Origin of the sequence: Mesorhizobium sp. M7A.F.Ca.CA.002.05.1.1 (genome assembly GCF_003998335.1) — a bacterium.
Taxonomy (GTDB): Bacteria; Pseudomonadota; Alphaproteobacteria; order Rhizobiales; family Rhizobiaceae; genus Mesorhizobium.
In genome coordinates this window covers 1-1,140 of record NZ_RZQI01001309.1, presented here as the reverse complement: position 1 = coordinate 1,140, position 1,140 = coordinate 1, and the positions used below count along the sequence as shown (strand labels likewise).

Here is a 1,140-nt window from a genome sequence, read left to right as displayed (position 1 = left end):
GCCCTGACCATTGGTCTGGAGAATGTTGGCCAGGCCGCCGATCTGGTTGGACAGCGAACCATCCGAGTACAGATCGACCGAGAAGTTATTCGCGGCGGTCTTCAGCGCGTTGCCCTTCTTGGTCTTGACGAGGTTGATCATCGCGAACTTGCCGCTGTTCTGGCGAAGCTCCTTGCCGCTGGAAACGACATGCAGCGCGACCTGCGCCCAGTCGAATTTCGCGGACGTGACGACATCCGAGCCGTTGGTGTTCAGCGTGTCGAGGCCGGCATAGCGTTGATAGGTGTTGTTTTCCGCGTATTCGAGCTGCACCTGAATTTCGGTGCCGCCATCGAGGTTGCGGATCTTGTTCTTCTTCTTCAGCCGGTTGAGGAAGGCGTTGTTCTTCGAAACGTTGTCCGCCACCTCGTTCGCGCTGTTGCGAAGCGTGGTGGACACCATTTCAGTGAAGGTGGTCGACGGACCAGCCATGGTGTTTAACCCTTTTGATTGCGATCATAGACAGCGGCCAACTCTTCCTCTTCGGTGAGAGCCCGACCCTTGCCTGATGCGGTTGATGGGATGTTGACGGCGGCGGCTCGACGAGCGCCTTCGACCTTGGCGGCGCCATTCGAAGCGGCTGGCTTTCCAGCGGCTGCTTTGGCCCGAAGATCGGGATCGGCGTTCACGGCCATGTCGTAAGCCAGACCGAACACGGCCTCTTTCGAGGCGGCATCGCCAAGCTTCCTTCGCGCCTTGTGGATTGCTTCAACCATGTCGACTTCAGGGATTTCCGAGTAGAGCGGCTTGTCGGCTGACAAGCGGGTCAACTCAGTTTCGGCCGATGTCTGGTCGGCGCGTTCCTGAAGCTTCTGGTTTATGCGGTCGTCGATACTTGCGGGGTTTCCGACCGTTGCGAGCAACGTTTTCAACCCGGCAATCTCTTGCCGCAATTCGCTTTCGCCCTGCTGGACGGTCTGGCCAAATGCTGCTGCGATTTTGTCGCGCACGCCGTAGCTGTCGATGATGGCCATGATGGATTCGACGGGAGCCCGGTCCAGATTGGCCTGGGCATTGAACAGAAAATCGATTGCCTTCGCAGGCGTTACCACCGACCCATCAGCGAGCTTGCGGCCCTTCTGCGGTTCGAAGTAGTGGGAA

2 protein-coding genes are annotated in these 1,140 nt (G+C 58.4%); both read right to left on the bottom strand.

The window, feature by feature from the left end:
* Nucleotides 1-471: phage major capsid protein (locus EN939_RS35140; protein ID WP_127271936.1), on the bottom strand; the 471-nt coding region annotated here is incomplete at its 3' end.
* Nucleotides 472-476: 5 nt separating this feature from the next.
* Nucleotides 477-1,140 (bottom strand): hypothetical protein (locus EN939_RS35135; protein ID WP_164751558.1); only part of this gene is annotated, 664 nt, incomplete at its 5' end.